The organism is Kribbella ginsengisoli (assembly GCF_039537185.1).
GTDB lineage: Bacteria > Actinomycetota > Actinomycetes > Propionibacteriales > Kribbellaceae > Kribbella > Kribbella koreensis.
Genome location: NZ_BAABAA010000007.1, coordinates 683036 through 709226, shown reverse-complemented (window position 1 = coordinate 709226; position 26191 = coordinate 683036). Strand labels below are relative to the sequence as shown.

Genomic DNA, 26191 nt, shown 5'->3' with positions numbered 1-26191 from the left:
CGGACGGCTAACCATGGTGGGCAGACTTTACTACTCGCCTCTTCGCTAGGCCGCTCCGCGCTGCATCGGCCGGCACCCGAACCGGGGAGAGGGCTCGAAGGGCTCGGCGGAGTACGTGGCCCTGTCGTTGCCGGGGAAGTTGCCCTTTTGTGATGTAACTCGGAGTCGATAGGGTGAGTCGAGATGACTACCGGGCGAAGTGGGCGGCGTTCGGGGAGTGGTGTGCGCCGGGTGAAGTCGGGGCGGCACAGCCGGCGGAAGTCGTACAAGGCGCAGTGGTTCTCGGTGACCGCGCTGGCGGTGCTCGGGGTGGTGATGGTGGTGCATCCTGACGCCACTCAGGAGCGCAATCTGGCCGCGCAGTTCAGTGGCAGTGTGGTTGCGAAGAGCGAGCCGACGCAGGCGCCGGTCGCCAAGCCGACGCATGTGCCGACGCCGACGGCAACGTTCACCACACCGTTGCGGCCGGCACCGACTCTGACCCGGCGGCCCAAGGGGTCCAAGCCGAATGTCACCGTGTCGACCGGGCGTTTGCTGGTGGTGTCCGGGTTCGCGCGGGCGACCGAGCCGCGGAACAAGCTCACCTACCGGGTCGAGATCGAGGACGGGCTGTCCCTCAACGGGGAGAAGGTCGCGGCCGAGATCCACAAGACGCTCACCGACCCGCGCGGCTGGCAGGCGCTCGGGCCGGTACGGTTCGAGCGGACCGACAAGGTCGACGCCGACCTGCGCGTGATCGTCGCGACGCCGACATTGACCGACAAGCTGTGCCTGCCGCTCGATACCGGCGGCGAGGTCTCCTGCCGGGTCGAGAACCGCGTGGTGCTCAACGCCAAGCGCTGGATGTACGCCGTACCGGCCTACGCCGGCAAGGTCGACCTCTACCGCAGCTACCTGGTCAACCACGAGGTGGGCCACGCGCTCGGCCACGGCCACTCGCTCTGTACCAAGCCGAACACCCCCGCACCGGTGATGATGCAGCAGACCAAGGGCCTGGCCGGCTGCCTCCCCAACGCCTGGCCGACAGTCAAAGCCACCTAGATCCTCTCCCCGTGAGAACCTGTCCGGAAGACGGTCTGAGTGAGCGGGAGGGCGCAGCGAATGTCGTCACAGGACTTCCCCACCTACGGCCGGGGTGACAACCCCGACGAGTCCCCCGAGGACGACCACTACGCCAAGCCGGCCCCCTACGGCGGCAATACCTACGCCCAAGGCACCAGCCCCACCCAGCCCGGCCCGTACGCCCCACAGCCCGGCCCGTATCAAGGTCAGCCCGGCGCCTATCAGCCGCAACCCGGCCAGCCGCCGCAGTACGGCGTACCGCCCCAGTACGGCGAGCAGCCACCACCCCCGGCCTATAACCAGCCGCCGGCCTACCGCCCCGGTGCTCCCTACGGCCCGCCCGCCAACCCCCAGCCCCACGAGCTGCCGACGTACGGTCGCCCACCGGCCCGCGACCCCCGCGCAGCCCGGGTAGTCCTCCTAGCCGCCGTCATCGCCGGCATCTACGGACTACTGGTCATCTCAGTCCAGCGCATCTCGCTCCGGGAGATCTCCCAGCTCCCCGGCTCCCCGCTGAACCACCCGCTCCGCACGGACGCGATCGACACCATCGGCCAGCTCCTGACCCTCATAGTCGGCCTGGCCGCCCTGGGCATGTGGCTGCGCGACGTGCTCAACCGTCGCAAGGCCGACCGCCAGCCAGACCCGATAGAGCTGACCGGCCTAGGCCTGGTCGCCCTGTCCCTGATCCCGATCCTGGTCTGGTTCGTGATGGTCCTGACCACCGGCATGGGCGCCATCGACGACTCCCTCCACCGCCTCCCCACCGCATACGCCTGGGGCGGCACCGGCCTCCTCATCCTCACCGTCGGCCTAGCCCTCGGCCATCGCGAGCTCAAGCCGGAAGTACGCAACCCCGTAGTCCAGCAAGCCCCGGACCGCCCGCCTTGGGAGTGACCCAGGTCGTCCTGGTTCCCGGGCTGGGCCTCGGGCCGGAGTCCTATGCCCCGACCGTCCAGCACCTCACCACGCCGTACGAGATCGTCACCCTCCCCGGGTACGGCGATCCGGCTGGCCCCGACGACGACCTCCACACCGAAGCCCTGGCCACCCGCCTGCTCGAGCACGTCAACCGCCCAGCAGTCCTGGTCGGCCACTCGGCCAGCTGCCAGATAGTGGTCGCAGCCGCCCTCGCCCAGCCCGGCCTGGTGAAGGCCCTTGTACTGATCGGCCCCACCGGAGACGTCACCGCCTCAGACTGGCCGACTCTCGCCGCCAGATGGCTCCGCTCGGCAGTGTGGGAGTCGCCGAGCGTGGTGCCCATCCTGGCTCCCCAGTACGCCCGCACCGGACTGGTGTCGATGGCCCGCGCGATGGAGGTCGCCAGGCACTACGACCTCGCAGCAGCGATCCGCGGGGTCACCTGCCCGACAGCGGTCGTCCGCAGCGAGCACGACAGCCTGTCACCGGCCGACTGGGCCCAGCGAATCGCCGACCTGGCAGGAGCGCAGGCCTGGACGCTGCCCACCGGTGCTCACATGCCGGTGCTGACGAACGGCGAAGAGGTTGTGACGTTCATCAAGCGGGCGGTCGGTGTATACAACGGTCAATGACGCGTTATCGTTGACGAAGTAACAAACCTCCGCGGGAGCTCGCGCCGATTGGCGGGCTGAGAGGGCGACGAGCTGGAAGCAGCCGGGTCGCCGACCGCCTGAACCTGACCGGGTAATGCCGGCGTAGGGAGCAGGTCAGCCATGACCACTACCGCTGCACGCACGTCCACCGCCACCGAGGCGCCGCTCGTCCTGACCACGGACGCGCCCCGCACCTTGGGGTTCCTCGACCAGTTCACGCTCTGGGGCAACTTCGGCATCTCGCTGTTCGGCCCGGTGACCGGCGCGCTCGTCGCGGCGTACACGGGCTCCCTGGTGAAGGGCCTGATCGCCGTCGTGGTCGGCTGCGGGATCGGCGCCCTGGTGCTCGGCGGCGCCGCCGTCTTCGGCTCGCACACCGGCGCGCCCGCGATGGCCAGCCTGCGCGGGCTGTTCGGCCGCCGCGGCTCGATGGCGCCGACCGTGCTCAACATCGCGCAGAACATCGGCTGGGCCACGATGGAGATCATCGTGATCTCCCAGGCGGCCGTCGCCGTGACGAGTGAGCGCTGGCGCTGGCTGTTCGTCCTGATCGCCGGCTTCATCGCCACCGCGATGGCCGTCCGGCCGCTCGGCAGTGTGAAGCTGCTGCGCAAGTTCATGGTCTGGCTCGTCCTGCTCGCCTCGGTCTACCTGTTCATCCAGGTGCTCAGCAAGCCGGTCCACGACCTCCCGCAGGACGGCGTCTTCGGCTTCTGGCCCGGCGTCGACCTCGCTGCGGCCGGCGTCGTATCCTTCGCGCCCCTCGCCGCCGACTACACCCGGCACTCACGTACGAACAAGGCGGCCTTCGCCGGTTCAGCCTTCGGCTACGGCCTCGCCGCGATCCTGTACTACGCACTCGGTGTGATCGCCGTCGCCACCCTGCAGACCAACAGCACCGACGTCATCACCGCGCTGGTCACCCTGCCGGCCGGCGCGATCGCGTTGTTCGTCCTGCTGGTGGACGAGGTCGACGAGGCCTACGCGAACGTCTACTCGACCACGATGGCCGCGCACAACCTGATCGGGCACATCGACCGGCGCTGGATCTCGATCGCCATCGGCATCCTCGCCACCGTGCTCGCGCTGTTCGTTGACCTGGGCAACTACACCCAGTTCCTCTACCTGATCGGCTCCGTCTTCATCCCGTTGTTCGCGGTCGCGATCGCCGACTTCTTCGTGGTGAGCAAGATGAACTGGGACGTCTCCGAGACCGCCAGGTTCCGTTGGCAGCCCACGCTGGCCTGGGTGTTCGGCTTCGTCGCCTACCAGCTCGTCAACCCCGGCACGGTCGAGGGCTGGTCGCCGTTCTGGCTCGACCTCCAGCAGTCCCTCTTCGACAACCACGCCGTACCAGGCTGGCTCGGCGCGACCTACACCTCCATCATCATCTCGATGCTGGCCGCGATCCTGTTCGGCCGGCTCGGTCGCCGTCCAGCAACGTCAACGCGATAACGGGAAAGAGCAGCACCGACAGCAATCCCGCGCAGACCAGAGCGGCGGCGGTGACCGGGGACATCAGCCCGGTCGCCGTCCCGATCTGGCTCGCGGTCACGATGAACGGCAACGAGGTTGCCTGCAGCAACGCCACCGCCCCCGTCGGCCGGGGACCGAGTGCCCGCAGCGACAGCAGCGCCGGTACTCCGCGAGCCAGCAGCAACGCCAGCAGGAACAACGGCACCCGGAGCATCGCCGCCGGGTCGTCGACCAGCCCGCTGAGATCCAGTCGCAGTCCACTGGTCACGAAGAACACCGGAATCAGGAAGCCGTAGCCCAGCGCCTCCAGCTTGACCCGGAACTGCGGATGCGACCGGGAGTCGCGATCGACCAGACCGACCACCGCACCGGCCAGGAACGCACCGAGAATCGTCTCCAGCCCGAACCGGCCGGCGAGCACCACGAAAGCGACGAGCAGCACCACGGCGGCCCGCACCCGGATCTCGGCTGTCGTGTCCTGCAGCCGGAACAGCGCCATCTCGATCTGCCGCGACCGCCCGGCCGTTGCTACCACCAATCCCGCGATAGCGACCAGCGCTGCGAACAGTACGAGCATCACCACCCGCTCGCCGGGGCTGCCGCCCTCGGTCGAGAACACCAGCGAGAGCACGAGTACCGCGGCGAAGTCAGCCACCGAGGCCGAAGCGACCGCCAGTCGCCCGACCTCGCCATCGGCTTGCCGGGCGTCCTTCAAGACCGGTACGACGAGGCCGAGCGAGGTGGCGGACAGCGTGACCGCCAGCAGGAACGGGCTCTTCACCCAGCCCGCCGCCGAGAAGCCGAACCCGGCCGCGACACCGACGGCGAGCGTCACGAGATAGCCGAGTATCGCGAGCCGCAGTACCCGGCCGCGGAGCTGGTGCAGGTCGATCTCGAGCCCGGCGAGGAACAACAGGAAGGCCAGCCCGAGCAGCGAGACGATCTGTACCGGCAGGTCGATGTCGATCACCCCGAGAGCGTGCGGGCCGAGCGCGATGCCGGCGACGATCTCCAGCACGACGGCGGGGATCCGCAGCGCCGGCCGAAGTCCGAGCAGGAGCGGCGCCAGCAGCGCGATCAGGGTGACGGCGAAGAGATTGCCGAACTCCACGGCGGGCATCGCAGGCTCAGCGGTACTCGGGGTTCTCGAAGTCGAAGCGCGAGCCCGCGTCCCACTCGGACCGCTGGTTGCCGTAGGCGGGAATGCCGCCGGCGTCCTTCAGCATCCTTGCCAGGTGCAACAGGTTCCAGGTCATGAAGGTCGTGTTCCGGTTGGTGAAGTCGTTCTGCGGGCCACCGGATCCTTCGTCCAGGTACGACGGACCCGGGCCGGCCTCGCCGATCCAGCCCGCGTCGGCCTGCGGCGGGATCGCGTAGCCGAGGTGCTGCAGGCTGTAGAGCACGTTCATCGCGCAGTGCTTGACGCCGTCCTCGTTGCCGGTGATGACACAGCCGCCGACCCTGCCGTAGTACGCGTACTGCCCGGCGGCGTTGAGGATCGAGGAGTTCGCGTAGAGCCGCTCGATCACCTTCTTGGTCACCGAGCTGTTGTCGCCCAGCCAGATCGGTCCGGCGATCACCAGGATGTCGGCCGCCATCACCTTCTCCTGCAGGGCGGGCCATTCGTCGCTCGCCCAGCCGTGCTCGGTCATGTCCGGCCAGACGCCGGTGGCGATGTCGTGGTCGATCGCCCGGATCACCTCGACCGCCACGCCCTGCTTCTCCAGGATGTGCCTGCTCACGTCGATCAGACCCTCGGTGTTGCTGCGCTCGGGCGACCGCTTCAGCGTGCAGTTGATGAACAGCGCGCGCAGATCGTCGTAGCTGGTGGTGGACATGGCTCTCCTTCGGCTGAAGTCGTTGCTGTGGCTCAGTGTCATCGCCCAGCCTGGTCCCGCACGAGAGCCGCACGATTACCGTTCGCCGACTTCGGAAGGTCTCGATCCGGTTCCCGATACTGACAGTGACCCAGCGTGGCCGGGATACTGGCGCAATGCTGAACTCTGCACTGCGCAGCCGGGCCGAGTACGAAGAACTCGGGGTCGAGGGGCTGGCCAGTCGCACCACGCCGGAAAGTGACGCCGCCATCGTCCAGGCCGTCGAAGAGCTCCTGGAGGGCCGGGAGTCCGTACTGGACCTGTGCTGCGGCTACGGCCGGATCAGCCTGCCGTTGCGGCGGGCGGGCAAGACCGTGCGAGCTCTGGACATCTCCCCGAACCTGGTCGAGGCCGGTCAGGCCAAGGCGCGAGAAGAAGAGCTGTCGATCGACTGGGCGATCGGATCGATGACGGACCTGCCGTACAAGTCGGACTCCTTCGACGCGGTGCTCTGCCTGTGGACGGCGTTCCACGAGCTGTTCGCCGAGGACGAGCAGATGTCGACGATCTGGGAGATCTCCCGGGTACTACGCCCTGGCGGGCTCGCCGTGATCGAGGGGCCGGTCTGGGGCCCGGCGACCGCGTCGGAGATCGCCAACGGGCTGCGGCAGGGCCCCGAGCACCGGATCGTCACCACCGAGCACTTCGGCACCAGCAGCGTCCACTACATCCACGACGAGGCCAGCTACGGCCGGCTCTGCGCCGCGGCGGGCATCAAGGACTACAAGGTCTACAAGCGCGAATGGGGCGGCCGCCGCCGGCTCATCCTGGAAATCCACCAGCCCGGCAACGAATAAAAAGAACAGCAGGTCCCCACTCCACATTGGGGACCTGCTGCTTTCACCCGAGTATAAAGAAAACGATCGACCGCCGGAAAAGTTAACTTTTCGATTCAAGATTCAGCAGGAACCGCTTCGCCTCCAGGCCGCCGGCGTACCCGGTGAGCGCCCCGCTGGCACCGATCACCCGGTGGCAGGGAATCACGACGCACAAGGGGTTCGCGCCGAGCGCGGTACCGACTGCCCGGGCCGCCTTCGGCCGGTCGATCTCACCTGCGACCTGCCCGTACGTCGTCGTCTTGCCGTAGCTGGTGTGATCGGGGAGATCGGTCAGTACGAGCCGCTGGAATGGTGTCGCCAGGGTCAGGTCAACATTTAATTCAAACGCCTTTCGTTGACCTGTCAGGTATTCGTCCAATTGCCGCCGGACGTCGTCGAGTGGCCCGGGCTGGCGTAGTACCCGCGGGGAGATCGCGCGGGCCAGCCTGTCGGTCAGCGTCTCCTCGTCGCCGAAGGAGCTGGCCACCACCCGGTCGCCCGCGACCGCGAGCAGCAGCGTGCCGATGGGGGTGTCGTGCAGGGTGTAGGAGACGTCTGCGGTCGGCAGGACCGGCGGGCGGGCGCCTCCATGGGTGAGCCGGCTCAGCCGGCCTTCGAGGTCAGTCATGATCCACTCCGAGTTTGGTACGCAAGGTCGCGAGCGCATCGCTGACGAGTCGGCGGGATGCGGCGGGCGTGGTGTCCAGAGCGGCGGCCACGCCATGGTGGTCCAGGTCGCCGACGTACTTGAGCGTGACGGCGACGCGTTGCCGCTCGGGCAGGTCCTTCACGGCCTGCCAGAGCTCCGGATCGGGGAAGTCGGCGGCCTCCGGGCCGTCGACGGCGATCGGTGGCGCGTCGTCGAGGGGTGTCTGGGGTTTACGGGCTCGGTGCACGTCGGTCGCGCAGCGGGCGGTGATGGTGAGCAGCCAGCTGCGCAGGTTCCGTGCCGAGGTGAGGTTCGGATAGGCGGCGAAGGCCTTCTCCCAGGCGCGCTGGGCCACGTCGTCGCCGTCGACCGGTCCGGCCAGCGCCCGGGCGAGCCTGGCGACGTCGCGCCAGTGATCGTCGATGAGCGCCTGGAACGGCGGTAAGGAAAGCATCACGTCAGTAGAACGCATGCACGTCGCGAGATGTGAGGGTGCTCCCTGGACTGTCGTATCGAATACCGAGATTGTCTAGTTTTCCAGTGGACTTTGATGAGAGAGTCGTTGACATGACGACGAACTTGCCGGTGCTGATCAGCAGTCTGCTGACGCGCCGTCGCGTCATCGACCAGATGCGCACCTCCAGCGCGACCTGTCGCTAGTACGTCGCACCACCGCCTGTCCACGTGACGGCGACGACGCCTCCTGGCCACTGAGCCAGCTGCTACCCCACCCGTCCGGTTGCGGTTGATCCTGCCTGTCCGCTGCCGGTCGTCCCTGCCCCGTCCCGAGGGAGAGACATGTCCGTCCATGCGATCAACCCTGCCCTGCCCAGCCGCCCCGGCCTCACCGTCGTACGGGATCCAGACGATGTGGAGCGCACCGTCGACGCCGACATCTTCCGCTCGGTGTTCCGCCGGCACGCGGCCGGCGTGGTGGTGATCACCGCGGACGCGGGCAACGGCCCGGTCGGCTTCACCGCGACCTCGCTCGTCTCGGTCAGCCTGCTGCCGCCGCTGGTGTCGTTCTCGATCGCCACCACCGCGTCCAGCTGGCCGACCGTGCACCGGGCCGACAGCCTGGTGATCAACTTCCTCGACGCCGGCCAGCACGAGATCGCCGGCCGGTTCGCCACCAGTGGTGTCGACCGGTTCGCCGAACCGACCCGCTGGTCCCGGCTGCGGACCGGGGAACCCGTACTGGACGAGGCCCCGAGCTACCTGCGGGCTCTCGTCGAACACCGCTTCGCAGTGGCCGATCACCACATCGTCGTGGCCCGGCTCGCCACCCACGCCGAACGCCGCGAACACGAGCCGTTGCTGTACCACGACGGCCGCTACGCAACCACCGACCGGCCCTCCTGAACCCCTGTCTGGATGAAGCTCATGCCCAAAAAATCCCTTGCTGCACTTGCCGCCACGGCCCTCGCCGCCGTCACCCTGCTGTCCGGCTGCGGCGGCGACGCCCAAGCCGGCGGTACCGGCGCGAAGCTCGCGCTCGACGCCCCGCTGCCCACCGAGGTGCCGGACGGCGTCAAGATCGTCGTCGGCGATCCGGCCACCCAGGTCGCCTTCAAGCTGTCGGGCCAGCTCGACAAGGTCTCGAAGTACACCACCTTCGCCAACCTCAGCGGTGGTCCACAGACCACCGAGGCGTTCCGCGCGCATGCGCTGGACCTCGGCTCGGTCGCGGAGATCCCGTCGATCCATGCCACCTGGACCGGGCTGCACGTCAAGATCGTCGCCTCCAAGTTCCGGCTGGACCCGATCAATCACCCGATCTACGAGCTCGGTATCGCTCCCGGCGTACAGGTGAAGACGCTGGCCGATCTGCGCGGCAAGAAGATCGCGTACAGCCCGGGCCAGGCGCAGGGCGCGCTAGTGCTCAAGGTGCTGAAGAAGGCAGGGCTGACCAAGGAGGACGTCAAGCTCGTCGAGCTGCCGAGCACGGGGGACGTCTACCCGAACGCGCTCGCGGCCAAGCAGATCGATGTCGCGCCGATCGGCGGCGTCCAGATCAAGCGGTACCTGACGAAGTACGGCAAGGACGGCGGGATCACGATCCAGCACGGACTCCGCGATGATGCCGGTCACCTCTACGGGCCGACCGAGTCGCTCGAGGACGCGGGCAAGGCGGCCGCGATCCGGGCCTATGTCGCCGCGTGGGGAGTCGCTCAGGACTGGATCGACAAACACCCCAAGGAATGGATCGAGGGGTACTACGTGAAGGACCAGGGACTCACCGAGGCCGATGGCCAGTGGCTGGTCGACAACGCCGGGCACCCGGACATCAGCGGTGACTGGACCGACGCGATCAAGCGCCACCAGGAGACCATCGAGCTGCTCGCCAAGGAGACCGGCAAGCCGGTGATCCAGGCCAAGGATCTGTACGACCTGCGCTTCCAGACCGTCGCCTCCGACGCGATCAAGGCGGCGGCCAAGTGACGCAACTGGCGATCCCCGGCCTCCGGACAGGGGAGCGGGAGCAACGCGCGATCGCTCAACCGCTCCGTCGGCGCCGCCGGCTCGGGCCGGGTAGGCAGATCAAGTTCGGCGCCGCGCTCGGCCCGATCCTCTTGCTGGTGGTGTGGTCGATCGGATCCGCGACCGGCCTGCTCGATCCGCGCGTCCTGTCGGCGCCGTGGACCGTCGTCACCACGACCGGCGACCTGATCGCGGACGGCCGGCTCCAGTCGAACCTGCTGACGTCCGCCCAGCGAGCCTTCGCCGGCCTCGGCATCGGCGTGCTGCTCGGCACCGTCCTGGCGTTGCTCTCGGGCCTGAGCCGTCTCGGTGAGGCGATCCTCGACGGGCCGATCCAGATCAAGCGCGCGATCCCGTCGCTCGCCTTGCTGCCGCTGCTGATCCTCTGGCTCGGCATCGGCGAGTCGATGAAGATCACCACCATCACGCTCGGCGTCTTCGTGCCGATCTACATCCACACCCACAACGGCCTGCGCACGATCGACAGCCGGTACGTCGAACTCGCCGAGACCGTCGGGCTGTCCCGCTGGGAGTTCATCCGCCGGGTCGTACTGCCCGGCGCGTTGCCCGGATTCCTGCTCGGCCTGCGCTTCGCCGTGACGGCCGCCTGGCTGTCGCTGGTGGTCGTCGAGCAGATCAACTCGACCAGCGGCATCGGCTACATGATGGAGCTGGCCCGCACCTACGGACAGACCGACATCATCATCGTCGGCCTGGTCCTGTACGGCGCGCTCGGCCTGCTCTCCGATGGCGCGGTCCGACTGGTCCAGAGGAGGACGCTGTCATGGCGACGCACACTGGCGGACTGACCCTTGAAAAGAACAAGGGAAGGAAGGAAAGCGAGGGAGGGGGGAAGGCTGTCGAGGTTCGTGGACTGACTCGACGCTATGACGACCGTGCCGTTCTCTCCGACCTCGATCTGAGCATCGAACCGGGCGAGTTCGTTGCCCTGTTGGGAAAGAGTGGTTCCGGCAAGAGCACCTTGCTGCGGGCGCTGGCCGGGCTGGACTACGACGTCGCGGGGGAGGGCGAACTCGTCGTACCGGCGAACGTCTCCGTTGTCTTCCAGGACTCACGATTGTTGCCTTGGGCCCGGGTTCTCGACAACGTCGTGCTGGGCTTGCGCGGCGCCGAGGAGCGGGGACGGGAAAGCCTTGCCGAGGTGGGGTTGGCGGGGCGCGAGAAGGCCTGGCCGAACGAGCTCTCCGGTGGCGAGCAGCAGCGGGTCGCGTTGGCACGCTCGTTGGTTCGCGAGCCTGCGTTGCTGCTCGCCGATGAGCCGTTCGGAGCGCTCGATGCGCTGACCCGGCTGAAGATGCATGTCCTGTTGAGGAAACTCTGCGCCGCGCATCAGCCGGCCGTCCTGCTTGTCACCCATGACGTGGACGAGTCGATCGTGCTCGCCGACCGGGTGATCGTGCTCGACGAGGGCCGGATCGTCGCGGAGGAGGCGATCGAGCTCGCCGAGCCGCGCAGTCCGGCGGATCCCGGGTTCGCTGCCGTTCGTACCAGACTTCTCGATGCGTTGGGAGTTTCGCTGTGAGCCGTCATCTGCACCTGAACGCGTTCTTGATGAGCACCGGGCATCACGAGGCCTCCTGGCGGTTGCCCGAGAGCAACCCGGTCGCCAACACGGACGTGGCGCACTACCAGAACCTCGCCCGGATCGCCGAGCGCGGCAAGTTCGACTCGGTCTTCTTCGCCGATTCGCCGCAGCTGATCGGCGACATCGGGCGTCGGCCGGCCGGTGCATTGGAGCCGACCGTGCTGCTGACCGCTATCGCGGCGGCCACTTCACGGATCGGGCTGATCGCTACGGCCAGTACGACGTACAACGATCCGTACAACCTGGCGCGGCGGTTCGCGAGCGTCGATCACGTGAGTGGCGGGCGCGCGGGCTGGAACGTGGTCACCACGGCCGGGCCGGAGGCGGCGAAGAACTTCAACCTGGCCGACCAACCAGCGCACGCGGAGCGGTACGACCGGGCGGCTGAGTTCCTGGAGGTCGCGTACAAGCTGTGGGACTCGTGGGAGGACGACGCGACGCTGGCGGACAAGGAGTCCGGTATCTGGGGCGACGACGCCAAGGTCCAGCCGATCGAACACGTCGGCCGCCACTTCCAGGTCCACGGCGCCCTCAACCTGCCGCGCTCACCGCAAGGCCATCCGCTGATCGTCCAGGCCGGATCGTCCGAGGACGGCAAGGGATTGGCAGCCCGGTACGCCGAGGCCGTCTTCACCGCGCAGCAGACGCTCGAAGACGCGCAGGCCTTCTACAGCGACCTGAAGGCCCGTACTGCGGCGCTCGGCCGTGACCCGTCGACGCTGAAGATCCTCCCCGGCATCGTCCCGGTAATCGCCGACACCGAGGCCGAGGCGCTGCGTCTGGAACGCGAACTCGACGACCTGATCAAGCCCGAGTACGCCCGCCGGCAACTGGCCAAGACGTTGCGGGTCAAGCCGGAGGATCTCCCGCTCGACCAGCAGCTGCCCTCCAACCTCCCCGACGAGGACGAGATCGAAGGTGCCAAGAGCCGCTACACGCTGATCGTCACGCTGGCTCGTCGCGAGAAGCTCACCGTCCGCCAGCTGATCGGCCGCCTGGGCGGAGGCCGAGGCCACCGAACCTTCAGCGGCACCCCCGAGCAGGTCGCCGACGCCATCCAGGAATGGTTCGACGCCGGCGCCGCGGACGGCTTCAACATCATGCCCGCCGTCCTACCGTCCGGCCTGGAGGTCTTCACCGACCACGTAGTCCCGATCCTGCAAGCCCGCGACCTGTTCCGCACGGACTACACAGGCACAACCCTCCGAGACCACTACGGCCTCGCCCGCCCAGCCGGCCGCACGAAATCCCTACAAGAAGCGGTCAGCTAAGAAACTTGCCCACCGCGTCTCCTCCAGGACGCGGTGGGCAACTACGTCAGGAAGTCACTCGCCGAGCAGCTGCGGTCCGTCGCTCCCTGTGCGGAGGAGACGGACACTGCTGGCCTTCGAGTGGAGTTCGATAGTGCCGAGAGGGTTGATCACGGTCTTGGTGCCGTTGGCGTGGCTGACGGCGTAGGCGGTCGCCACCTGGCTGGTCTTGCTGAGCCCGGCGAGCATGGTGCTGCTCGAGCCACACCGCTGGGCGACCAGATAGTCGTACGCCTTGAAACCGGTCGAGCGGACCAGCTTGAGGGTCGCCTTGAACGGCGCGGTGACCGGGATGTGAATGGTCCACAGAGCCCCGGCCTTGGTGCTGGCCAGCAGGGTGTCGTACCCAGCCGTCTCGGAGATCACCGTGATCGCCTTGAATCCCGCGTAGCCAGGGGCCGACCCGTACGACTTCACCGCGCCGGTGGTGACGTTGTACCGGTACAGCGAACCGTTGGTGTGCAGGCCGTAGAGGAACTTGTGTCCCTTGGAGCCCAGCACATTGGAGGTCGCGATGGTGCTGAACCCGGCCCAACCGGTGCCGACCCGCTTGGCTGTCGGTGCAGTGGCATCGCCGAACTCATAGTTCGCCCTGGCGAGGTAGAGGTTCGAGCCCTGCAGGACGTACGCGCTGTAGTACGACTTGGGCGTGTTGACACCCGTGTAGTACCAAGTGGCGCTGGCGCGGATCGGGAAGAACTTGAAGTCCATCGGCCCGCCTGCGCTGAGCGGTTTGGTCGCATAGATCTTGTTTGCGCTGGCCTGTCCGGTGCTGTCCACGGCGCCGACCTGCACGTCGCACGGCCCCGCCGCCTGCGCCTGACCGGCTGCCGCAAAATCCGGCCCGGGCTTGCCCTGTACTCCGGCAGTGGCCTGGCCGGCCCCCACAGCGCCCGCGGCCAGGCTCAGCCCGGCTACTGCGAGAGCGAATCGACGAATCCTCATCAGCAGAGTTCTCCCTTGGTCGCGATGCCGCAGGTCCCCCGCGCACCGCCGAATGTCAGGCACACCGTACCGGCGACCGCCACCCCCATCGCCCGAATTGCATCAACCTGCAACGGCCGGGGCCTTGGATAATGGGTCGCATGCCTCAGATCAGAGTTGAGTACTCGGAGTCGTTGACGGACGCGTTCGATCGGCAGGGGTTTGCGCTGGCGCTGCATCCCGCGGCGGCCGAGGTGATCGGCAGCACCGTGCCCGCCTTCAAGACCCGCTTCCGGCCGACCGGCGAGACCGTCATCGCCGACGGCAACCCCGGCGAGGCGATGATCCACCTCGAGATCGCGCTCCTGCCGGGCCGCGACACGGAAACCAAGGACCGCCTGGCCGAACTCGTCCTCGCGCTACTGACCGACCACCTCAAGCCCACCCCGGACCTGAACATCCAGCTCACCGTAGAGATCCGCGACCTCGCCAACTACCACAAACAAGTCCGCTGACGGGCGAAGTCAGCTGACCCGGACCACCAGTTTGCCGACTGCTTCGCCGGCTTCCATGATGCGGTGGGCCTCGGCGATCTCGTCGAGGGCGAAGACGCGGTCGATCCGGATCGGGAGTTTGCCTGCGGCAACTAAGTCGACATAGCGCTGCAGGGCGGTGGCGGGGAGGTCGCTGGATTCGCCGCTGTAGGCAGTGAGTCGGACGCCGTTCGGGAGGTAGCCGATCGGGTAGAAGTCGGGGATCGTCCAGGCGTCGCTCAGCATGCCGGTGAAGCAGACGGTGCCGTGGATGGCGGTGGCCTTCAAAGTGTCCGGCAGGACGTTGGTACCGACTAGCTCGAGGGCCGCGTTGACGCCGTCGGGGAGGATCTCGCGGACCTGTGCCGCGACGTTGCCGTCGTCGAGCAGTGGGTGATCGACGCCGAGCTCGCGCAGCATCTCCAGCCGCTGCGGGTTCCGGGTCGTCGAGAAGACCGTCAGCCCCTGCTCCTTGGCCAGTACGGCGGCGGCGACGCCGACTGACGACGTACCGCCCCGCACCAGGATCGACTGGCCCGCCTGGATCCCGAGCCCGGTGTGCAGCGAGCCGTGGGCCGTCTGGAGCATCTCCGGCAAGGCGCCGAGCGTCGCCCAGTCGAGGTCGGTGGTCACAGGTACGACCGAGCCGGCCGGTACGACGGTGTACTCCGCGTACCCGCCGTCGAACTCGCGCCCCATCCCACCCATCATCGCGACCACCTGCTGCCCGACCGCGAACTCGCCACCGGGCGCCAGGTCCACCGTGCCGGTCGCCTCGATCCCCGGGATGACCGGGAACTTCGCGTTCGTCGCCATCCCGGCCCGGAGGTGGTACTCGGACCGATTCAGCCCGAACGCCTCGACCTTGATCCGCACCCACCCGGCCCGCGGCTCCGGCCGCTCCACACTGCTGACCTTCAACGACTCCGGCGGCCCAGGCTCGGTCAACACAACTGCTCGCATGGTGGTCACCCATCCAGTGTCCCCGACGCCCGCCCGCCCCTCCCGTCCCCAAGGACAGGATGTCCGCGATGGCGTCTAGTGCACTTGAGCGGGGCCGGAGCCGATGTGTACGGCGTACGGGGGTGCACTACCTGTCGTTCGGCACATCGGGGACGGCCGAGCGGGGGTTGTGGCCAGCGGCCACCACCCGCATCACGAACCCAGCCGCCTCCTCCAACTGCCGGGCACTACCCAGGTCACCGACGACCGCCACCTCGCCTCCGAGGTCCCGCACAAGGCCCCCGACAACCTCGAGAGCACCTCCGTCGTCGCCGCAGACAGCCACAACCGCCCGCCCACCCGAGGCGTCCGCCGCCCCGGCCCCGCCGACCGCCCCGGCCCCGCCGACCGCGTCGGCGCCTCGCGCGGCGTTGGGTCGGCCTGGCCAGGACGTTCCGGCGAACATGTGCAGTGCCTTCACCACGTGTGCGCCTGGTGCGAGCGAGGCGACCAGCTCAGCAGCCGAGCCGGTCTCGGGCTTCAGCCGGCCGGTGGTGTAGTCGACGGCGTTGGTGCAGTCGATCACCGTCTTTCCGGCGAAAACCCCGTCCGGAGCACCAGCCATCGACAGCATCGGCGCCAACCCCTCCCACGCCACCGTGACCACGATCACGTCGGCGACCGCGGCCAGCCCGGCCGGCGCGATCGGCGTACCGGAGAACGCCGCGGCGGCCTTTGCCGAATTGTCCGACGATCGTCCCGCGACAAAGATCTCGTGCCCGGCCGCCGCCCACACCTTGCCGAGTGCAACGGCCAGGTTCCCGGTCCCCAGAAAGGCAATCTTCATTTGATCAAATCCTCCACTTGTCCAGTTTTCTGCAATTCACGCTAGGGACCGTTCTCCGACCGATCGGTAGGGAACTTCCTGCGACAATCGAGAGGTGGACAACGGCGGCTGTGAGACCTTCGTGGCGGACTGCAGACTCCGGCAGGCGACCGAGCTGATCGCCCACACCTGGGACCCGCTCGTCCTGATGGCGCTCAGGCGCGGTACTACGCGCCGCCGCGACCTCCTGGCAGGTATCGGCGGGGTCAGCGACAAGGTCCTCAGCCAGGCCCTCGCACGACTCACCAAGCACGGCCTGATCACCCGCACGGCGGTGCCCGCCGATCACCGGGGCGTCGCCTACGAGCTCACCCCCACAGGCTCCTCACTAGCCGCTGGCCCCCTCGCAGCCCTCGCACAATGGGCCGCCGACAACGGCGAAGCGATCCTCCCGGCCGCCCCGGCGACCCACGCGGCTCCGGCCGCCCGGGCCTAGCCGCCGGGGCGAGCGCGTTGGGCGCGCCTGCCGGAGTTGTTGACGAGTGAGCGTGTCAGAGTTGGCTCATGGCGAAACGCCCCAGCGTGGTGGCCCATCGTGGCTCCAGCGAAGTCAGTCCCGAGCACACGCTGGCGGCGTACCGCCGGGCCGTCGAGGCCGGAGCGGACGGGCTGGAGTGTGACATCCGGCTGACCGCGGACGGGCACCTGGTCTGCGTCCACGACCGGCGGATCGACCGGACCTCCAACGGGCGTGGGGTGCTGTCCACGATGAGCCTGGAGGAGCTGGACGGCTTCGACTGGGGCTCGTGGAAGAACCCCTGGGCCGAGCTCGACGACGAGGCCGAGCTGCCCGACCCCGACCTCACCAAGGTGCTCACCCTCGAGCGGCTGCTGGAGACCGTACGAGACGCCGGCCGCCCGCTGGAGCTGGCGATCGAGACCAAGCACCCCACCCGGTACGCCGGGCTCGTGGAGCGCCGCCTGATCGAGATGCTCGACCGCTTCGGCTGGGCCCACCCCAAGATCGGCACGGAGTCGCCCATCCGGGTGATGAGCTTCTCCTGGCTCTCACTGCGCCGGATGCGCGTCCTGGCGCCCGGCCTCCGCACGGTCCTGCTGATGGACCGCGTCCCGCTCCGCTTCCGCGACGGCTCCCTGCCCACGGGGGTCTCGTATGCCGGTCCGAGCCTGGAGATCGTCACCGCCCACCCGGAGTACGTCGATCGCGCCCACAAACACGGCCACCAGGTGCACGTCTGGACCGTGAACACCGAGCAGGACGTCCGGCACTGCCAGGACATCGGCGTCGACGCCCTGATCAGCGACCGCCCGGAGCTGGCCATCCAGACGCTGGCGACCCCTCCGCAGACCTCGCCGGCCCTCCCGGCCCAGCCCTCCCGCCGCAAGCTCCACCTGCCGCTGCGGCGCTCCCACCGACCCGATTGACCACTCCGGTTCGCGCTCATTCGAGCGAAGCCGGTTGCGGAGCGTTTGTGCAGTGCGTCTCACTTTGTCCTTCTGCGTGACGGGCCGAATGCGAGCTGTTATTTGGACGTTCAATTCCGTCCGAATTGTCTCGGTTTCTCTGCTAAACGCGTGAACTTCGGCGCCGCTATGTAACGGAATACGCAAGGGTGTTTTCGGACGCCCGATCGGGGGCAGAAGTGGGAGTGTTGTTCCGACTTGAGGAGACCCTGCTTGTCCTCTGCGACCTTGCCCGCCGACGTGAGTGTTGTGGACGTCGTACTGCCGCATGAAGTGTCCGCGGTAGCGGACGCCCGCCGCCGTCTGGCCGGCTATCTGAAGCGGCACCGGGTGACAGAGCACGCTTGCGACGACGCGCAGCTGGTCCTCTCGGAGCTGCTCTCCAACGCGATCCGGTACGCGCCGCCGCTGCCGGGTGGTGAGGTGCGTGCCGCCTGGTGGATCGACAAGGCCGGAATCCATCTTGAGGTGGTCGACGGCTGTGGTGAGACCGAGCCGCGCCGGATCGCCGACGCGCACCCCGATGCGGTCGGCGGCCGCGGCCTGGCGATCGTGGACGTGCTGACGTCCGAATGGGGCGTCCGGACCGCTCAGCACCGGCGTACCGTGTACGCCCTCGTTCCGCGCTGACCGCGAGTTGGTGACCGGTAGCCCGGTACTGCAAGACTGCGGGGTATGGGAAAGAAGTCGCGCAACCGCGCCAACAACACCACGACCGTCACGCTGGACCCGGCCGACCTGGTCGACGTCGGCCCGCGCGAACCCTGCCCGTGTGGCTCCGGCAAGCGGTTCAAGCAGTGCCACGGCCGTGAGAAGGCGCAGGCGGCCGACAGCTTCGTGGTCCGCCCGTTCGAGGGCCTGCCGTCCGAGTGCGACCTGATCGCCTTCCGCGAGATCGTCCCGGCCGGTACGGCGGAGGTCACGCTGGCCGGCGAGCACAAGGGCAAGACCGTCAACCTGGTCACCCTGCTGCCGATGGCGATGCCCGGGCTGGTCCGCGACGACGAGACGATCTGGATCGGCCTGCAGACGCACGCCTCGTCCGGTGACCCGAGCCGCGACGTCGCGCACGCGATCACCGCCGCGCTGGCGACCGAGCCGGGCAACCCGATCCAGCTGGGCGACCTGCTCAAGGACGGTCCGCGGCTGCAGGACCTGATCGACACCTCCAAGCCGATCACCGTCAAGGTGCACGAGGGCTTCGACTACTGGGTCGGCGAGAACGTCGACGACCCGACCGGTGAGGTGGCGGCGGGGCTCGAGCGCGCCAACGCGGCGGCTGCTCCGACCGTACGGCTGGAGTCGGTCGAAGCGGCGTACTGGACCCAGATCGGTGACCGCCGGTACCTGCGCTGGGTGCTGCCGCATGCGGAGGACACGCTGCTCGACGCGCTCGCCCGGCTGCACGCGGCCGGCTCGTCCGCGCTGACCGAGGGCAGCCGTCTGATCGGTTCCTTCCGCGCCCTCGGCGTACTGGCGCCGGTGTGGGAGCTGCCCGCCGACGCGGAGGCCGCTGACCTGGAGAAGCCGGCTGGTGAGTTCGCCGTCGCGCTCGACAAGGCGCTCGCCACCGAGGCTCCGCTGACGACCGAAGAGCGGGCGGCCCGGGCCGGTCTGGCCAGCCGTCAGTTGACGATCCGTTAGGACGGAACAAAGGGCCCCGCACTCGATGAGTGCGGGGCCCTTTCACGTGGACGGCCCAAGTCCTGCTGACGGGGGAGCAACAGGGCCTGGGCCTAGGCATGAAGAGTACTCATAACCGGCCCTGTCGACAACCCCCGATTTCACTCCGCGTGTCGTCCCTCGTACTTGCGTTGTCAGGTACCTCTCCGGATGCGGCATCGCTGCCACATCCGGAGCCTGATTGCTTGCGTCAGGCGACGGTGACCGGGTCCCGTAGTACCGGGCAGGACATGCATCGCGGGCCGCCTCGACCGGACCCGAGCTCGGAGCCGGCGATGCGGATGACCTCGACGCCGGACTCTTCCAGCCGCTGGTTCGTCTCGACGGTCCGTTCGTACGCGACGCAGACGCGCGGGGCGAGCGCGAGGGTGTTGTTGCCGTCGTCCCACTGTTCGCGCTCGGCGGTGACCGGGTCCAGACCGGTATCGATCCGGCGCAGGGTGTCGATGCCGAGCGCCTTGGCCGCGGCGACCAGGAACGGCTCGGACTCCGCGACGTGCAGCTCGTCGCCCTCGGCGGTGACGGCGAGAGCGCGCATCTCCTCGGCCATGTTCGGGTACATCAGCACGGCGTCGACGTCGACCATCGTGCAGATGGTGTCCAGGTGCATCGTCGCCCGCTGCTGTGCGATCGGCACGGCGAGGACGGTGTGCGCCAGGCCCTTCGCGAACACCCGCCGCGCGAGTCGCTCGACCCCGGCCGGCGTGGTCCGCTCACCGACGCCCACGGCCAGCACTCCGGGCCCGAGGGCGAGGATGTCGCCGCCCTCGACGTGCTCCAGGCTGTGGTCGTACACCTTCTCGGCCCCGGCGAAGCGTGGGTGGTACGTGTAGATCAGCTCGGTCAGCTGCGACTCGCGAACGCGGGCCGGCATCGCCAGTGAGGTGACGGCGACGTTGTCATGGATCCAGACGCTCGAGTCGCGGGTGAACAGCAGGTTCGGCAGCGGGTCGATCAGGAAATCCTCGTGGGCGAGCAGCGACGTGACGAGCCCACCTCCGGCCCGTACTTCGTCGTTGCGTACGCCGGCCATCAGCGCCTCGGCCAGCTGCTCCGGGTCGAGCGCGGTCAGACTCGCCTGCAGGTAGCTGCGCAGCGTGTCGCCGAGTCGCAGATCCTCGGTCGCGCCACTGACCGCCACTGCCCGGGCGGCCGGGTCGCTCAGTGACTCGGCGAGCAGCTTGTGCAGGTAGAGCACCTCGACGCCGCGGTCGCGGAGCACCTGCGCGAACGCGTCGTGCTCGTCCTGCGCGCGGCCCACCCAGGGGAGGCCGTCGAAGAGCAGCTTGTCGTTGTTGCGTGGTGTCAGCCGGCGGAGCTCGTTGCCCGGCCGGTGCAGCATCACGGTTCGCAGCGGCCCGACCTCGCTGTCGACGCCATACGCCTCGGTCATCTGCCTGCCCTCTCGTCCGGATCCCGTCCCACCAAGCTACGGCAGCCTGGCCGTGAGCGGCAGGCTGCCGTGATTCTGTCTGATTGTCCGACAATTTTGCAGGATTTCCAACTTGGCGAGGAGGGTGCCGGGGATCGGTCGAAAGGACGAGATATCCACAGGGTGCGGGTACGAAGGCGGGGATCGGCTGCGGAACAACTAGGCTGCGGTGCTGTGTCCGGTACTGATCTGCCTCCCGTCGAGCCCACGCTGGGATCCGTCGCGTGCGTGATCCCGGCCAAGGACGAGGTCGAGCGGATCGTCGCGACCGTCGACGCGGTGCGCAAGATCGCCGGCGTCGACCTGGTCGTGGTCGTCGACGACGGCTCCACCGACGGGACGGCCGAGGCCGCCGAGCGGGCCGGCGCGACCGTCGTACGGCACCCGAAGAATCGCGGAAAAGCCGCGGCCATGGAGACCGGCGCCGCCGCCGTGGCGGAGCAAGATGGTGCGCAACCACGACACCTTCTCTTCCTCGACGCAGATCTCTCCGACTCCGCGGCCGGCGCCGAGCCGCTGATCGAGCCCGTACTGGCCGGCCGTGCCGACATGACGATCGGCACCCTCCCCGCCCAGATCCGCGCCGACGGCAGCAAGGCAGGCGGCCACGGCTTCGTAGTACGCCTGGCCCGCTCCGGCATCGAGCAAGCCACCGGCTGGGCCCCCGAACAACCCCTCTCCGGCCAACGCTGCCTCACCCGAGTCGCCTTCGAAGCAGCCCGCCCCCTGGCCCAGGGCTTCGGCGTAGAAGCGGCCCTCAGCATCGACCTGGGCCGCAAAGGCTTCCGCATCCTGGAAGTCCCCATCGACGTCCGGCATCGGGCCACCGGCACAGACCTCCGAGGCCAACTCCACCGAGCCCGCCAGTACCTCCACGTCCGCCGAGCCTTGTCGGCTCGCAACGCCGTCCCCACCCGCGGACCCAGCAAATGAGTACTGAAAACGCCGAAGAGGTGGTTGCCGCCTCGCCGGCCGCCGACCGTGACGGCAAGCGAGCAGTCGGTTTGTATCTTGCGTCGACGGCTCTGATCGTTGCTGCCGGGTTGCTGGGGCCTTCGGTTGTGGTGTTGACGTTGACCAATCGGCACGCCTGGCTGCCGTCGTACTGGTTCAACACGAAGCCGAACGACTGGCTCGTGACGTTGATGATCTACGTCGCGATCCTGCTCGGCGGCTACGGTGTTTTCCTTGCAGCACGGGCGATCAAGAACGGCTGGGCCCCCCGCGTCAACCGATTGGTTGCCCTAGGCATCGGTACTACGGCCGCCGTCACCCTGGTACCTCCGATGGCATCCGGCGACGTCCTGATCTACGCCGCGTACGGCCGGATCATGTCGCTCGGCGGCAATCCGTACACGACAGCCCCCGCCGACACCATCCGCCTCGGCTACGACCCGGTGATCGCCGCGACCGAGCGCCCGTGGCAGGGCGCGAAGAGCGTCTACGGCCCGATCGCGACCTGGGTCCAGTGGTTCTCGTCCTGGGTCGGCGGCGACTCGATGCAGCTCACCGTCTGGATGCTGCAGCTGTCCGTCGCGGTCAGCCTGATCGTCTCCGGCCTGCTGCTGATGAAGCTCGTCGGCCCCAGCCTCCCCGCCAAGCGCCGCGTCGCCATGCTCGCCCTCGGCAACCCACTGCTGCTCTGGACCGTACTGGCCGGCGCCCACAACGACGCGATCGCAGTGATGTTCGCGGTGATCGCGCTGGTGCTCTTCCGCCGACACATCCTCCTGGCCGGCATCATGCTCGGCATCGCCGGCTGTACGAAGCTCTCGATCGGCCTGGTCGGCGTAGCCATGCTCTGGTCACTGCGCGCCGACCGCCGCAAGGCGATCATGTTCTGCATCGGCGGCGCGATCTCGATGGCCGGCCTGTACGCCGTAGTCGGCCTCGAAGCCCTCCAGCAGGCCCGCTCGAACAGCTCCTTCATCTCCACCGGCACCCCGCACAAGGTGCTGCTCAGCTTCTTCACCCTGTTCCTGCCGAACGGCCTGGTCCGCACGGTGCTCGCGATCGCCGCCTGGGTCGGCCTGATCGTGCTGGCGATCCTGCTCTCCCAGGTCTTCCCGAAGTCGCTCGTCCCGCGCACCCACCCGGACGACCACACCCCCGAGGCGATCCGCTACACCGCCATCTACGGGATCGCGTGGATCGTCACGGCGATGTACTCCCTGCCCTGGTACGACGTGATCGCGTGGGTCGCGCTGGCCGCGGTGGCCGCGTCGAAGGTGGACAAGTGGATGGTCATCCGGACCACCATGATCGCGATCGCCTACGTCCCCGGCCGCGACCCGAACGCACGCCAGGTGGCGCCGTTCCTGTCCGACTCGCTCGAGTGGTTCAGCACCCGCCTCCGCGACACCGTCTGCCCAGCGATCGAGCTCGCTGTCCTGATCGGCCTGATCGTCTGGGCCCGCCGCGGCGGCGCCCAGTGGTGGCCGTACGACTGGCCGAAACGCAAAGCCAAGCCAGAAGCCCAGAAGGTCTCCACGCCCTAGGGCTATCCGGCTGGGTGCCCTAGTCTCAGCCGGTGCACAAGATTTCAGGGGCGGGCGAGTTCAAGCACGAGCTGCCGAGCCATTACGTGGATCAGCTGACGACCAAGTCGTTGTCGGTCGGGACGTACTCGATCCCAGTCGGCGGAGTCGATGACCAGCAGCCGCACCGCGAGGACGAGATCTACGTCGTCACCACCGGCCGCGCCACCCTGGTCACCCCGTCCCGGACCGAGCTGATCGGCCCGGGCGACGTCCTCTTCGTCCCCGCCGAAGAACCCCACCGCTTCGTCGACGTCACCGAAGACCTGGCCCTCCTCGTCTTCTTCGCCCCGCCCTACACCGGCCGCCACCCAGACCTGCCCCACCCAGCCGACGCTTCCTAGTCGCGCAGCCCTGGCAGCGTCAGGGTGCCGGGCGCCGGCAGGCTTCCGGCGCTGCCCTCTCCGGCACCGCAGCACCTGGTGCTAGCTCCAGAGTTCGTGGCCCGCGGCGATGGCTTTGGCCAGGACGGACTTGATCGGCTTCTTCAGGACCGAGGCGGCCGCGGCGACGTCGTCGTACTCGGGCTGCACGTTGACCACCTGGCCGCCGTACCGGGCGATCTTGACGTGGATGCGCTGGCCGTCGACCTCGACGCTGGCGAACTCACGGTCGGCCGCGTGCTTGCGGATCGACGACTCGCGCAGGCCGATCGCGGACGTCTCGGACAGGATCACCGAGCGGACCTCCTCGGCGTTCGCGCCGCCGACCAGCACCGACAGGGTGTGCGCCGGGCGACCCTTCTTCATCAGGATCGGGGTCAGCCAGGCGTCCGCCGCGCCGGCCTCCATCAGCCGGGCGAGCACCTGCGGCCAGATCCGCGGGTCGAGGTCGTCGACGTTGGTCTCGTAGACGAGTTCGCTGGCCGGCCGCTCGAGCGCGTCGCCGACGATCACCCGGACGATGTTCGGCACCTCGACCGGGTCACGCCCGCCGGCGCCGATGCCGGTCTGCTGGATCCGCATCGGCGGCAGCAGCCCGAAATCATCCGCCAGCGAGGCGAGCAGCGCCGCCCCAGTCGGCGTGGTCATCTCGTACGGCGCCGTACCACCGACCACAGGCGCATCTGCCTCACTCAACAAAGCCAGCACCGCGGGCCCCGGCACCGGAATCCCCCCATGCTGCCCGCGAACCTGCCGCCCGCCCCCCAACGCGATCGTCGAAACAACTATCCGATCCAGCTCCAGCGCAACCGACGCCGCCGCAACCCCCACGATGTCCGCGATCGCATCCAACGCCCCGACCTCATGAAAGTGCACCTCATCAGGCTCGACCCCATGAGCCGCCCCCTCAGCCCGAGCCAACCGGGCAAACACATCCAACGCCCGCTCCCGCACGGCGTCAGAAAGCCCAGCCCCCTCAATCAGCCTCCGCACCTCACCCCAGGTCCGCGTATGCCCACCGCCCCCGCCATGCCCATGCCCAGCCCCGGCCCCGCCATCGGGCCCGTCACCAGCATGCCCATGCCCGACGTCACCCTCCGACGCATCACCAGCGTGCCCATGCCCAGCCCCGGCCCCGCCATCGGGCGCGTCACCAGCGTGCCCGTGCCCATGCCCATGCCCGACGTCGCCCTCCGACGCGTCACCGGGGTGCCCATGCCCGTGCCCGTGCCCGGCTCCGTGCTCCTGCCCGGGCACGTCACCAGCGTGCCTATGCCCGTGCCCGTGACCAGCGGCGTGCGTGCCATCGGCCTCACCGTGTTCGTGCCCCACCTCCCCGGCCGAGGCCGAGCGGAGCGATGGCACATCACCAGCGGGCTCGGCGGCATCGGCCTCGTGGCCGGTCGCCTCACCGGCGCGGTCGCTGCCGTGCCCAGCCTCGCCCGCCACCCGTTCGGGCGTGCTCAGGGCCTCAACGTGATCCGACGCGCCGGCGTTAGCCGACGCCAGGTCGGGGAAGTTCTCCGGGTGGAGTTCTCCGCTGACTCGGACCGATGCCTTGGTGGCTGCGATCTGGTGCCTTGTGGTTCGTTCGACGGTTATCGAGAGGGACGGATCCACAGCGGCTACTGCTGCGTTGACTAGCTCGAGGTCGGCTCCGGCGGAGAGGAAGGCGCCTAGGAGCATGTCGCCGGAGGCACCGGCCGCGCAGTCGATCCAGGCGATTCTCACTGGGACTTCACCTCAGCCGGGGCAGCACGACGCGCGACCCGGGCGGCGAAGACCCCGGCCCCGAAGCCGTTGTCGATGTTCACCACGGTCACCCCAGGCGCACACGAGTTGAGCATCCCCAGCAACGCGGCGACCCCACCGAACGACGCCCCATACCCAACAGATGTCGGTACTGCGACCAGCGGCACCCCCACGAGCCCACCGACGACACTCGGCAGCGCCCCTTCCATCCCGGCGACCACGATGAGGCAGTCGGCCGCATCCAGCCGCTCACGCGCGCTCATGATCCGGTGCAGCCCGGCCACCCCGACGTCCGTGATCAGGTCCACGTTGGCCCCGAACACCCCGACAGTCGTCGCAGCCTCGGCCGCCACCGGTGCATCCGAAGTACCGGCTGCTACGACCGCCACCGTCCCTCGCAGCACAGGTGCAGAGCCCAGCACCGCAGTACGGCCAACCGGGTCGACTACTGCCTCCGGCAGAGCGGCGGTGACCGCCTCCTGCGCCTCGACGGTCAGGCGGGTCGCCAGTACGGCGTGGCCCGGGTGTGTCTCGTGCAGGGTGCGCAGGAGCTCTACAACCTGCTCAGGCGTCTTCCCGGCGCCGTAGACCACCTCGGCGTCCCCGGTGCGTTCCAGGCGGTCGGTGTCGAGGCGTGCGTAACCGAGGTCGTGCACTCCAGGCAGAGGGCCGGGGCTGTTGCTGCGGCTGCTGGGGTCAGGCGAATGAGTCACCCCGCGAATCTACGTGCCCGACCACGAATAGCCCGATTCGGACCCTGCCGGGGCTCCGCGGGGCAGCCGTGGGGCACCCTGCCGGGCAACGCAGCGCAGCCGCTTGACCACGCAGCCATTAGGCTGCG

Annotated in this window: 28 protein-coding genes and 1 riboswitch; of the genes, 18 read left to right on the top strand and 10 right to left on the bottom strand. The window is 68.5% G+C overall.

Annotated elements, in window-relative coordinates; translation table 11 throughout:
* Window positions 1-183 precede the first annotated feature (183 nt).
* The 4 genes from ABD768_RS26875 (at window position 184) to ABD768_RS26860 (ending at window position 4091) form a co-directional block, all read left to right on the top strand.
* Window positions 184-1041, top strand: a complete 858-nt coding sequence (locus tag ABD768_RS26875) for a DUF3152 domain-containing protein (protein WP_343966789.1) — start codon at window positions 184-186, stop codon at window positions 1039-1041.
* A gap of 60 nt (window positions 1042-1101) precedes the next feature.
* Window positions 1102-1959, top strand: a complete 858-nt coding sequence (locus tag ABD768_RS26870) for a hypothetical protein (protein ID WP_344845136.1) — start codon at window positions 1102-1104, stop codon at window positions 1957-1959.
* Entirely contained in the window at window positions 1956-2615 is a 660-nt protein-coding gene (locus tag ABD768_RS26865; RefSeq protein WP_344845321.1) for an alpha/beta fold hydrolase, read from the top strand. Before ABD768_RS26870 ends, ABD768_RS26865 begins: the two co-directional genes overlap by 4 nt.
* Before the next feature lie 21 nt (window positions 2616-2636).
* Window positions 2637-2762, top strand: a riboswitch (TPP riboswitch).
* Window positions 2757-4091, top strand: coding sequence for a purine-cytosine permease family protein (locus tag ABD768_RS26860; RefSeq protein ID WP_343966793.1), 1335 nt, complete (start codon window positions 2757-2759; stop codon window positions 4089-4091). Its footprint overlaps the riboswitch before it by 6 nt.
* On the opposite strand, the gene ABD768_RS26855 is transcribed toward ABD768_RS26860, so the two are convergent.
* Window positions 4024-5232 carry a cation:proton antiporter gene (locus tag ABD768_RS26855; protein WP_343966795.1) on the bottom strand — a complete coding sequence of 403 codons (1209 nt, stop codon included), beginning with the start codon at window positions 5230-5232 and terminating at the stop codon, window positions 4024-4026. The genes ABD768_RS26860 and ABD768_RS26855 overlap by 68 nt on opposite strands.
* Before the next feature lie 7 nt (window positions 5233-5239).
* Window positions 5240-5950 (bottom strand): flavodoxin family protein, encoded by a 711-nt coding sequence (locus tag ABD768_RS26850; protein WP_344845133.1) that lies wholly within the window; start codon window positions 5948-5950, stop codon window positions 5240-5242.
* 155 nt (window positions 5951-6105) lie between these two features.
* On the opposite strand from ABD768_RS26850, the gene ABD768_RS26845 reads away from it, so the two are divergent.
* Entirely contained in the window at window positions 6106-6786 is a 681-nt protein-coding gene (locus ABD768_RS26845) for a class I SAM-dependent methyltransferase (RefSeq protein WP_343966799.1), read from the top strand.
* An 82-nt stretch (window positions 6787-6868) separates the two neighbouring features.
* Here ABD768_RS26845 and ABD768_RS26840 read toward each other — a convergent pair whose 3' ends face one another.
* Window positions 6869-7435, bottom strand: coding sequence for a methylated-DNA--[protein]-cysteine S-methyltransferase (locus ABD768_RS26840; RefSeq protein ID WP_344845130.1), 567 nt, complete (start codon window positions 7433-7435; stop codon window positions 6869-6871).
* Entirely contained in the window at window positions 7428-7910 is a 483-nt protein-coding gene (locus ABD768_RS26835; protein WP_344845128.1) for an RNA polymerase sigma factor, read from the bottom strand. The genes ABD768_RS26840 and ABD768_RS26835 overlap by 8 nt, the downstream gene beginning before the upstream one ends.
* 344 nt (window positions 7911-8254) lie before the next feature.
* Here ABD768_RS26835 and ABD768_RS26830 point away from each other — a divergent pair, with 344 nt between their 5' ends.
* From ABD768_RS26830 to ABD768_RS26810, 5 genes are read left to right on the top strand one after another with little or no spacing between them, the layout of a single operon-like run.
* Window positions 8255-8818, top strand: coding sequence for a flavin reductase family protein (locus ABD768_RS26830; RefSeq protein WP_344845126.1), 564 nt, complete (start codon window positions 8255-8257; stop codon window positions 8816-8818).
* A 12-nt stretch (window positions 8819-8830) separates the two neighbouring features.
* A complete protein-coding gene (locus tag ABD768_RS26825) occupies window positions 8831-9898 on the top strand; it encodes an ABC transporter substrate-binding protein (RefSeq protein ID WP_344845124.1) in 1068 nt (355 codons plus the stop codon).
* Window positions 9895-10746 (top strand): ABC transporter permease, encoded by an 852-nt coding sequence (locus ABD768_RS26820; RefSeq protein WP_344845121.1) that lies wholly within the window; start codon window positions 9895-9897, stop codon window positions 10744-10746. Before ABD768_RS26825 ends, ABD768_RS26820 begins: the two co-directional genes overlap by 4 nt.
* Window positions 10743-11480, top strand: a complete 738-nt coding sequence (locus tag ABD768_RS26815; RefSeq protein ID WP_344845319.1) for an ABC transporter ATP-binding protein — start codon at window positions 10743-10745, stop codon at window positions 11478-11480. Before ABD768_RS26820 ends, ABD768_RS26815 begins: the two co-directional genes overlap by 4 nt.
* Window positions 11477-12814, top strand: a complete 1338-nt coding sequence (locus ABD768_RS26810) for an LLM class flavin-dependent oxidoreductase (RefSeq protein WP_344845118.1) — start codon at window positions 11477-11479, stop codon at window positions 12812-12814. Before ABD768_RS26815 ends, ABD768_RS26810 begins: the two co-directional genes overlap by 4 nt.
* Window positions 12815-12868: 54 nt before the next feature.
* On the opposite strand, the gene ABD768_RS26805 is transcribed toward ABD768_RS26810, so the two are convergent.
* Window positions 12869-13798, bottom strand: a complete 930-nt coding sequence (locus ABD768_RS26805; protein WP_344845116.1) for a hypothetical protein — start codon at window positions 13796-13798, stop codon at window positions 12869-12871.
* Between the two features lie 140 nt (window positions 13799-13938).
* On the opposite strand from ABD768_RS26805, the gene ABD768_RS26800 reads away from it, so the two are divergent.
* The gene (locus ABD768_RS26800) at window positions 13939-14292 is read left to right on the top strand and encodes a 5-carboxymethyl-2-hydroxymuconate Delta-isomerase (protein ID WP_343966817.1); all 354 of its coding nucleotides are present in this window, start codon (window positions 13939-13941) and stop codon (window positions 14290-14292) included.
* A 9-nt stretch (window positions 14293-14301) separates the two neighbouring features.
* On the opposite strand, the gene ABD768_RS26795 is transcribed toward ABD768_RS26800, so the two are convergent.
* Both ABD768_RS26795 and ABD768_RS26790 read right to left on the bottom strand, forming a co-directional pair.
* The gene (locus ABD768_RS26795) at window positions 14302-15273 is read right to left on the bottom strand and encodes a zinc-binding alcohol dehydrogenase family protein (RefSeq protein WP_344845113.1); all 972 of its coding nucleotides are present in this window, start codon (window positions 15271-15273) and stop codon (window positions 14302-14304) included.
* A 127-nt stretch (window positions 15274-15400) separates the two neighbouring features.
* The gene (locus tag ABD768_RS26790) at window positions 15401-16099 is read right to left on the bottom strand and encodes an NADPH-dependent F420 reductase (RefSeq protein ID WP_344845110.1); all 699 of its coding nucleotides are present in this window, start codon (window positions 16097-16099) and stop codon (window positions 15401-15403) included.
* A gap of 94 nt (window positions 16100-16193) precedes the next feature.
* Here ABD768_RS26790 and ABD768_RS26785 point away from each other — a divergent pair, with 94 nt between their 5' ends.
* From ABD768_RS26785 to ABD768_RS26770, 4 genes are all read left to right on the top strand, one after another.
* Entirely contained in the window at window positions 16194-16574 is a 381-nt protein-coding gene (locus ABD768_RS26785) for a winged helix-turn-helix transcriptional regulator (RefSeq protein WP_343966823.1), read from the top strand.
* A 68-nt stretch (window positions 16575-16642) separates the two neighbouring features.
* Window positions 16643-17524, top strand: coding sequence for a glycerophosphodiester phosphodiesterase (locus tag ABD768_RS26780; protein WP_343966825.1), 882 nt, complete (start codon window positions 16643-16645; stop codon window positions 17522-17524).
* A gap of 252 nt (window positions 17525-17776) precedes the next feature.
* The gene (locus ABD768_RS26775) at window positions 17777-18193 is read left to right on the top strand and encodes an ATP-binding protein (RefSeq protein ID WP_343966827.1); all 417 of its coding nucleotides are present in this window, start codon (window positions 17777-17779) and stop codon (window positions 18191-18193) included.
* 45 nt (window positions 18194-18238) lie between these two features.
* The gene (locus ABD768_RS26770; protein ID WP_343966829.1) at window positions 18239-19207 is read left to right on the top strand and encodes a DUF5926 family protein; all 969 of its coding nucleotides are present in this window, start codon (window positions 18239-18241) and stop codon (window positions 19205-19207) included.
* 229 nt (window positions 19208-19436) lie between these two features.
* On the opposite strand, the gene ABD768_RS26765 is transcribed toward ABD768_RS26770, so the two are convergent.
* Entirely contained in the window at window positions 19437-20639 is a 1203-nt protein-coding gene (locus ABD768_RS26765) for an arginine deiminase (RefSeq protein ID WP_344845104.1), read from the bottom strand.
* 213 nt (window positions 20640-20852) lie between these two features.
* On the opposite strand from ABD768_RS26765, the gene ABD768_RS26760 reads away from it, so the two are divergent.
* From ABD768_RS26760 to ABD768_RS26750, 3 genes are read left to right on the top strand one after another with little or no spacing between them, the layout of a single operon-like run.
* Window positions 20853-21611: a glycosyltransferase gene (locus tag ABD768_RS26760; RefSeq protein ID WP_344845102.1), complete on the top strand. Its 759-nt coding sequence runs from the start codon at window positions 20853-20855 to the stop codon at window positions 21609-21611.
* Complete coding sequence (locus ABD768_RS26755) at window positions 21608-23176, top strand: MptA/MptB family glycosyltransferase (protein ID WP_344845100.1); 1569 nt, start codon at window positions 21608-21610, stop codon at window positions 23174-23176. The genes ABD768_RS26760 and ABD768_RS26755 overlap by 4 nt, the downstream gene beginning before the upstream one ends.
* Before the next feature lie 32 nt (window positions 23177-23208).
* Complete coding sequence (locus ABD768_RS26750; protein WP_344845098.1) at window positions 23209-23559, top strand: cupin domain-containing protein; 351 nt, start codon at window positions 23209-23211, stop codon at window positions 23557-23559.
* Between the two features lie 81 nt (window positions 23560-23640).
* Here ABD768_RS26750 and larC read toward each other — a convergent pair whose 3' ends face one another.
* Both larC and larB read right to left on the bottom strand, forming a co-directional pair.
* Window positions 23641-25329: a nickel pincer cofactor biosynthesis protein LarC gene (gene larC, locus ABD768_RS26745; RefSeq protein ID WP_344845096.1), complete on the bottom strand. Its 1689-nt coding sequence runs from the start codon at window positions 25327-25329 to the stop codon at window positions 23641-23643.
* A complete protein-coding gene (gene larB / locus ABD768_RS26740) occupies window positions 25326-26063 on the bottom strand; it encodes a nickel pincer cofactor biosynthesis protein LarB (protein ID WP_425558452.1) in 738 nt (245 codons plus the stop codon). Before larB ends, larC begins: the two co-directional genes overlap by 4 nt.
* Window positions 26064-26191: the final 128 nt, after the last annotated feature.